This is a genomic window from Streptomyces sp. TM32 (genome assembly GCF_004122755.1).
Classification (GTDB): Bacteria; Actinomycetota; Actinomycetes; order Streptomycetales; family Streptomycetaceae; genus Streptomyces; species Streptomyces sioyaensis.
This window is the reverse complement of sequence record NZ_SDIG01000252.1, coordinates 1-6,705: the sequence shown is the minus strand read 5'-3', so window position 1 is coordinate 6,705 and position 6,705 is coordinate 1. Positions and strand designations below refer to the sequence as shown.

Annotated in this window: 7 protein-coding genes and 1 pseudogene; 7 read left to right on the top strand and 1 reads right to left on the bottom strand. The window is 73.6% G+C overall.

Annotated elements, in window-relative coordinates:
• Window positions 1-89 precede the first annotated feature (89 nt).
• From EST92_RS30400 to EST92_RS30380, 5 genes and pseudogenes are all read left to right on the top strand, one after another.
• Entirely contained in the window at window positions 90-1,004 is a 915-nt protein-coding gene (locus EST92_RS30400; RefSeq protein WP_129283891.1) for a type II secretion system F family protein, read from the top strand.
• On the top strand, window positions 1,001-1,840 hold the full coding sequence (locus tag EST92_RS32495; protein ID WP_254069155.1) for a type II secretion system F family protein: 840 nt from the start codon (window positions 1,001-1,003) through the stop codon (window positions 1,838-1,840). Before EST92_RS30400 ends, EST92_RS32495 begins: the two co-directional genes overlap by 4 nt.
• 268 nt (window positions 1,841-2,108) lie before the next feature.
• Window positions 2,109-2,315, top strand: coding sequence for a DUF4244 domain-containing protein (locus EST92_RS30390; protein ID WP_254069154.1), 207 nt, complete (start codon window positions 2,109-2,111; stop codon window positions 2,313-2,315).
• Window positions 2,302-2,697 carry a TadE family type IV pilus minor pilin gene (locus EST92_RS30385; protein WP_254069153.1) on the top strand — a complete coding sequence of 132 codons (396 nt, stop codon included), beginning with the start codon at window positions 2,302-2,304 and terminating at the stop codon, window positions 2,695-2,697. Before EST92_RS30390 ends, EST92_RS30385 begins: the two co-directional genes overlap by 14 nt.
• Window positions 2,675-3,013 (top strand): annotated as a pseudogene (locus EST92_RS30380) (Rv3654c family TadE-like protein); the annotation flags it as partial. The gene EST92_RS30385 and the pseudogene EST92_RS30380, both read left to right, overlap by 23 nt.
• A 75-nt stretch (window positions 3,014-3,088) precedes the next feature.
• Here EST92_RS30380 and EST92_RS30375 read toward each other — a convergent pair.
• The gene (locus EST92_RS30375) at window positions 3,089-5,452 is read right to left on the bottom strand and encodes a DEAD/DEAH box helicase (RefSeq protein ID WP_254069152.1); all 2,364 of its coding nucleotides are present in this window, start codon (window positions 5,450-5,452) and stop codon (window positions 3,089-3,091) included.
• 162 nt (window positions 5,453-5,614) lie between these two features.
• Between EST92_RS30375 and bldG the strand changes: the two genes are divergently transcribed.
• Both bldG and EST92_RS30365 read left to right on the top strand, forming a co-directional pair.
• On the top strand, window positions 5,615-5,956 hold the full coding sequence (gene bldG, locus EST92_RS30370) for an anti-sigma factor antagonist BldG (protein WP_046926810.1): 342 nt from the start codon (window positions 5,615-5,617) through the stop codon (window positions 5,954-5,956).
• A 111-nt stretch (window positions 5,957-6,067) separates the two neighbouring features.
• Window positions 6,068-6,502, top strand: coding sequence for an ATP-binding protein (locus EST92_RS30365; RefSeq protein ID WP_006604143.1), 435 nt, complete (start codon window positions 6,068-6,070; stop codon window positions 6,500-6,502).
• Window positions 6,503-6,705: the final 203 nt, after the last annotated feature.

The window sequence follows — 6,705 nt, the reverse complement described above, 5'->3', positions numbered from 1 at the left end:
GGTCCGGACGCATCCGCAGCGCCTGCCGTACGAGGTCCCGCAGCGTCACCCGGCCGACGCCCTCCTGGTTGGCCGGCGGGGCGGCACTGATGGCCGCGGTGCTCTGCGCGGGAGCCGCGGGCCGGCTGGCCGGGGGCCGGCCGGACGACCTGCGGCGGCGGGCCCGGGCGCTCTTGGGGAGCCACGGAGAGAGGGACGAGGAAGGGGGGTGGCGGGCCCGGCTGCGGGGCCAGGACGTGCGGACTTGGTGCATACGGCGGGTGGTCGAGGGGGACGCGGGGCCGCGCTGGCGCGTGGGGCCCCTGGGGGACGTCGGGTGGGAGCTCTGGTGTCTGCCGGCCGGGCTGGTGCTGGGGGTGCTGGGCGGTTCCGCGGTTCCGCCCCTGGCTTCCGTGGCGGCCGCGTTCCTCGTCCGGCGGTGGCTGATCGCCCGTGGCGCGGTCCGTGCGCGCGACCGGCGGGCTGCCGCGGTGATCACGCTGTGCGCGGCGGTGGCGGGGGAGTTGCGGGCCGGGCGGCAGCCCGCCCAGGCACTGCTAGCCGCGGGGACGCCGGGTCTCGGACCGGCAGGTTCGGCGGTGACCGCGGCAGCGCGTTACGGAGGGGATGTCCCCCAGGCGTTGCGTGCGGCGGCGCGACTGCCGGGAGCCGAGGGGCTGACCGGAATGGCCGCGTGCTGGCAGGTGGCGGTGGAGGGCGGGGCGGGACTGGCCCGCGGGCTGGAGCGGATCGCGGCGGGGCTCAGCGCCCAGCGGGATCAACGCGACGAACTGCGGGCCCAGTTGGCGGGGCCCCGAGCCACCGCTCTGATGCTCGCCCTGCTGCCCGTGGGCGGGCTCCTGATGGGCAGCGCACTCGGCGCCGACCCGCTGCGGGTGCTGCTGCACACCCCGGCCGGGTGGGGCTGCCTGGTGATCGGCGGGCTCCTGGAATGGGGCGGAGTGGCCTGGACGGCTCGGATCGTCGCGGCCGCGGAAGGCGCTCGGAGGAGGGGGTTGGGATGAGCGCAGAAATTGTCCACAGGGTGGGGATGGCGGTCGCGGTCATGACGGTGATGCTCTGTGCTGTGGCGCTGCTGCGGGAGGTGCGCAGCGGGCGCGTCGTCAGGCGGCGGGTCTCGACGGTATGGGCGGCCGCTCGTCCGGATCGATCCGGCGGTCGAACGGCCCGGCCCAGGGCGTCGGCCGCGGTCCCATGGCGCAGGCGGGCCACGCGGGCGAAGGGCGTTGCGCACGGTCGGCTGAGCGAGTGGGCCGGCCCCGTGGGGGCGGCTCTCTTCATGGTCATCCTCGTCGGTGGCATGGGCGGCGTCCTGGCAGGACTCGCCGTGGGCTTTGGAGCACACCGCTGTCTGGCACGCCAACGAGGCGCGGAAGCAGCGCGATTGGCGGCCGCGGAAGTCCGCGCGGCACTGGCACCGGCCGGCGATCTGCTGGCGGCCTGCCTCGCGGCGGGAGCCGGGCCGCGCGAAGCGGCCGAGGCGGTGGGCAGGTCGCTCGACGGGCCCGTGGCGGACCGGCTGCGCCAGGTGGCGGCGGAACTCCGCCTGGGAGGTGAACCGGCGGCCGTCTGGCCACGACTGGCCGAACTCCCCGGTGCGGAAGGTCTGGCGCGCTGTATGGAGCGTGCGGGCATAACCGGGGTACCGGCCGTCGAGTCGGCCTCCCGGACCGCCGCCGCGCTCCGTGCGGAGCAGGCCCGGGCCACCACCGCCCGGGGGCGGCGGGCCGGGGTGCTGGTCACCATGCCGCTGTCGGCGTGCTTCTTGCCGGCGTTCCTGGCGCTGGGCGTGGCGCCCGTACTGATCGGCCTGGCCAGCGGGCTGCTCGGGCGCAATTGAGCGGCGGACGCCGCGAGGTCGAAGCCGGCAGGTGAACTGCCGGTGCGTACGGACGGCGGCCGGGGACTGGCCACAGGCGGAGGCGCCGGCTCACCGGCCCAAGCCACCGGCTCATTGGCCGGGCCCCCGACGCACCGTCCAGGCCACCGGCGCCTCCTCAACTGCCCATCGGCAGACGCCGGCCAACCCGCACATGGCAGCCAACCAGCAATGACAACCAACCAGCAGAAGAGATCCATCAGCAGAAGACATCCAAAGGGGGATGGACATGGTTCGGAGGGGAATCGTCCGGCGGTGGTGGGCGCGGTTGCGCACGATCGGGGCCGACGACCGGGGGATGACCACGGCGGAGTACGCCGTGGGGACGCTCGCGGCGTGTGCCTTGGCGGCGGCGCTCTACAAGGTGGTGACGAGCGGACCGGTGCAGGCGCTGCTCCGGTCGGTGATCGAGCGGGCGCTCAATGTCCCGTTCTGACGGCGGCGCCCCGGGTCCCCTGGCTCGGGGCGCCCCGCCGAGCGCCCGCGACGCCGGATTCGTGACGGCGGAGACCGCTGTGGTCCTCCCCCTCCTCGTGGCGGTCGTGACGGCGCTGATCTGGGGGCTGATGGCGGTCTGCGCCCGTATCGAGTGCGTGGACGCGGCGCGGGCCGGGGCCCGTGCCGCGGCGCGGTCGGAGCCACGGTCGGCGGCGATCTCGGCGGCGCGGGACGCGGCCCCTAGGGATGCGCGGGTCGTGCTGTCGAGGGAGGGCGATCTGGTGCGCGTGCGGGTCGAGGCCCGGCTGCCCGGCGTGGCGCGGCTGACGGTGCGGGTTCGAGGGGAGGCGGCGGCCCTTGCGGAGGAGACGGTGCGGTGACGAGGGCTCGGCGACGGTCTGGACGGTCTTCGCGGCGGCGGCGCTGTGTGCGGTCTTCCTCGCCCTGATGGGGGTGGGGCAGGCCGTCACGGCGCGACACCGGGCGGGTGGCGCCGCGGACCTGGCGGCGCTGGCCGCGGCGGATCACGCCCTGCAGGGCTCGGCCGAGGCCTGCGCGGCGGCGCGTCGGGTGGCGACGGCGCAGCACACCCGCCTGGTGCGCTGCGCGGTGGACGGCTCGATCGCCGATGTCGCGGCCGAGGCGGGCAGCTCCCCCTTCACCTCCCGGGTGCGCGCCCGGGCCGGTCCGGCGGGGCGCCCTTCGCAGGGGCGGGCCGGGGCCAGGCCCGTCACGCCGTCCAAGGCACCGGCCAGGCCGCCGCGGCACCCGTTAGGCCTCCTTCGGCGCCCCGCGCAGCAGTTCGCCCAGCAACCGAACGGCTCCCCGTTTGTGGAGCGGGTCGTTGCCGTTGCCGCACTTGGGGGACTGGATGCAGGAAGGGCACCCGGCCTCGCACTCGCATGCGGCGATGGCGTCACGGGTGGCGGTGAGCCAGTCGGCGGCCGTGTGGAACGCGCGCTCGGCGAATCCGGCGCCGCCCGGGTGGCCGTCATAGACGAAGACGGTCGGCAGCAGGGTGTCCGGGTGCAGGGGCACGGAGACACCGCCGATGTCCCAGCGGTCACACGTGGCGAAGAGCGGCAGCATGCCGATGGAGGCGTGTTCCGCGGCGTGCAGGGCGCCGCCCAGCTGCTCGGGATTGACCCGGGCGGCGTCGAGCTGGTCCTCGGTGACCGTCCACCACACCGCTCGCGTGCGCAGCGTACGCGGCGGCAGGTCGAGCTTGGTCTCGCCCAGGACCTCGCCGGTGATCAGTTTCCGGCGCAGAAAGGAGACGACCTGATTGGTGACCTCGACGGAGCCGAAGCACAGCCGGGCCGCGCCCCAGGGAATCTCGGTGTCGGTCTCCAGGACGGAGATGGCGGTGGTGTCGCGGGCGGTCGTGGAATAGGGCGGGCTGGCTTCCTCGACGAGCGCCACATCGTCGTCCAGGTCGAGCCGTTGGACGACATAACTGCGCCCCTGGTGGAGGTGGACGGCGCCGTCGTGGACGGTGGTGTGCGCGGCGGCGGCATCCACGGTACCCAGCAGCCGCCCGGTGCCGGCCTCCACGACCTGCACCGGCGAGCCGCCCTGACCGCGGATGTCGGCGAGGTCCGCGGCTCGCTCGCGGCGCGTCCAGTGCCAGGCCTTGGCGCGCCGGCGCAACAGGCCCGCGGCCTCCAACTGGGGCATCAGGCCGGCCGCCGCGGTACCGAAGAGGGCGAAGTCCGCTTCGGCGAGCGGGATTTCGGACGCGGCCGCGCACAGATGCGGGGCGAGCACGTACGGGTTGTCGGGGTCGAGGACGGTGGTCTCGACGGGCTGGTCGAAGAGCGCCTCGGGGTGGTGGACCAGATAGGTGTCCAGCGGGTCGTCGCGGGCCACGAGCACGGCGAGTGCTCCCTGGCCGGAGCGGCCCGCCCGCCCGGCCTGCTGCCACAGCGAGGCCCGGGTCCCCGGATAGCCGGCGATGACCACGGCATCCAGTCCGGAGACGTCCACGCCCAGTTCGAGCGCGGTGGTGGCGGCCAGACCGAGCAGATCGCCGCTGTGCAGCGCCTGTTCCAGGGCGCGGCGTTCCTCGGGCAGATAGCCGCCCCGGTACGCGGCGACGCGTCCGGGCAGCGAACGGTCCACCTCCGCCAGCCGCTCCTGTGCGATCAGGGCGATCAGCTCCGCGCCGCGCCGGGAGCGGACGAAGGCGACGGTACGCACGGCCTGGACGGCGAGATCGGTGAGCAGGTCCGCGGTCTCGGCGGTGGCGGTGCGGCGGACCGGGGCGCCCTGCTCGCCGTGCAATTCGGTCAGCGGCGGCTCCCACAGCGCGAAGACCAACTCACCGCGCGGGGACGTGTCCTCCGTGATTTCCACCACTGGCAGACCGGTGAGCCGGGTCGCGGCCTGTCCCGGCTCGGCGGCCGTCGCGGAGGCGAGCAGAAAGACCGGATCGGAGCCGTAACGGGCACAGAGCCGTCGCAGCCGGCGGACGATCTGTGCGACGTGCGAGCCGAAGACGCCGCGGTAGCTGTGGCATTCATCGATGACGACATAGCGCAGCGCACGCAGGAAGGAGGACCAGCGCGGGTGCGACGGCAGGATGCCGCTGTGCAGCATGTCGGGGTTGGTCAGCACGTAGTTGGCGTACTGGCGGACCCATTCGCGCTCCTCGACGGGGGTGTCACCGTCGTAGACCGCGGGCCGGACGGCCGTGCCCAGCGGGGCGGCCAGCTCGCGTACGGCGCGCCGTTGATCGGCGGCCAGCGCCTTCGTGGGGGCCAGATACAGGGCCGTGGCGCCCCTCCCGTTCGGGGCCTCGGAGCCGTCCAGGAGCGTGGAGAGGACCGGCGCGAGATACGCCAGCGACTTCCCCGACGCGGTCCCGGTGGCGACGACGACCGACTCGCCGCGCACCGCGTGTTCGGATGTCCGTGCCTGGTGGGCCCAGGGACGCTCGATTCCGGCCGACCGGATGGCGTCGATCACTTCCGGCCGGATCTGTTCCGGCCAGTCGGCATGGCTGCCGATGCGCGGGGGCAAGTGCTCCGTATGAGTGATGCGCGCAGCGCGGGTCGCGCCCCGGGCGAGACGTTCGAGAATCATGCCTGGGGAAGGGCGCGTGCCCGCATCCGGCGGGAGTGGATTGGAGGCCATCGGCACCGAGTGTGTCACCGGAGTGACGGACAATGCTCAAAGGGCGTCGTGCACGCCTGCCGGTAAGTGATTGAATGCCATCGCGGCTGCCAGATCCGCCCCTACCGTCGGTGGGGAGGCCCCAGGGGGGCGACCGCTCGATAGCAAGGTGCTGGAGGATCCGTGGACCTGTCCCTGTCGACCCGGACCGTTGGCGACCGTACGGTCGTCGAGGTCGGTGGCGAGATTGATGTATACACCGCGCCCAAGCTGCGTGAGCAGCTGGTCGAGCTTGTGAACGACGGAAGCTACCACCTCGTGGTGGACATGGAACGTGTCGACTTCCTGGACTCCACTGGGCTCGGCGTGCTGGTCGGCGGGCTCAAGCGGGTGCGTGCCCATGAGGGCTCGCTGCGCCTGGTCTGCAACCAGGAGCGCATTCTCAAGATCTTCCGTATCACCGGTCTGACCAAGGTGTTCCCGATTCACACCTCGGTCGACGAAGCCGTCTCCGCCACCGACTGACGGTTTCGCCGGTCCCCCGCGCCGCCAGGCGCGGGGGGAGGAAGCAGTGGGGGGTACCGGACGCAGTGTCCGGCCCCCTGCGTCGCACGCCCGCATAACGAGGGGGATGGCATGGCCACCGTCGAACTTCGCTTCAGCGCCCTTCCCGAGCACGTCCGCACCGCGCGTCTGGTCGCGGCTGCCGTGGCACGGCGCGCCGGGGTGGACGAGGCCGTGCTGGACGAGGTGCGGCTCGCCGTCGGTGAGGCGTGCAGCCGGGCGGTGGGGCTGCACGAGAGCCATGACATCAACTCGCCGGTGCGGGTCCTGCTGATCGAGGACGAGAAGAAGTTCTCGATCGAGGTGGGCGATGGAGTGAACGGCGACTCCGGTGCGCACGGTACCGACCAGGCCGAGGGCGCCGCGGAGAGCGACGCCGAGGGCGAGGACGAGATGGGCCTCGCCGTCATCAGCGGGCTGGTCGACGACGTCGAGGTCACCACCGGCAAGGACGGCGGAATGATCCGCATGACCTGGCCCACGACGGCCGGAGCGGTCCTGCCGTAGGGCGGGTAGCGCCTCAGGCCCGTATCGCCTCGGTGCTCGTACGGCCCGCCGAAGCGCCGGATCGGCTGCGGACGGTCTCCGGGGGCCCTGCCCTCGGTGCGCTCCGGCGACCGCTTCATCGTCCCGACCGCGCGGTAACGAGCCCCTCAGTCGTCCTGACGCCACAGTTCCCCGCGTTCACCCCGCCCGGCTCCAGGGCCCTG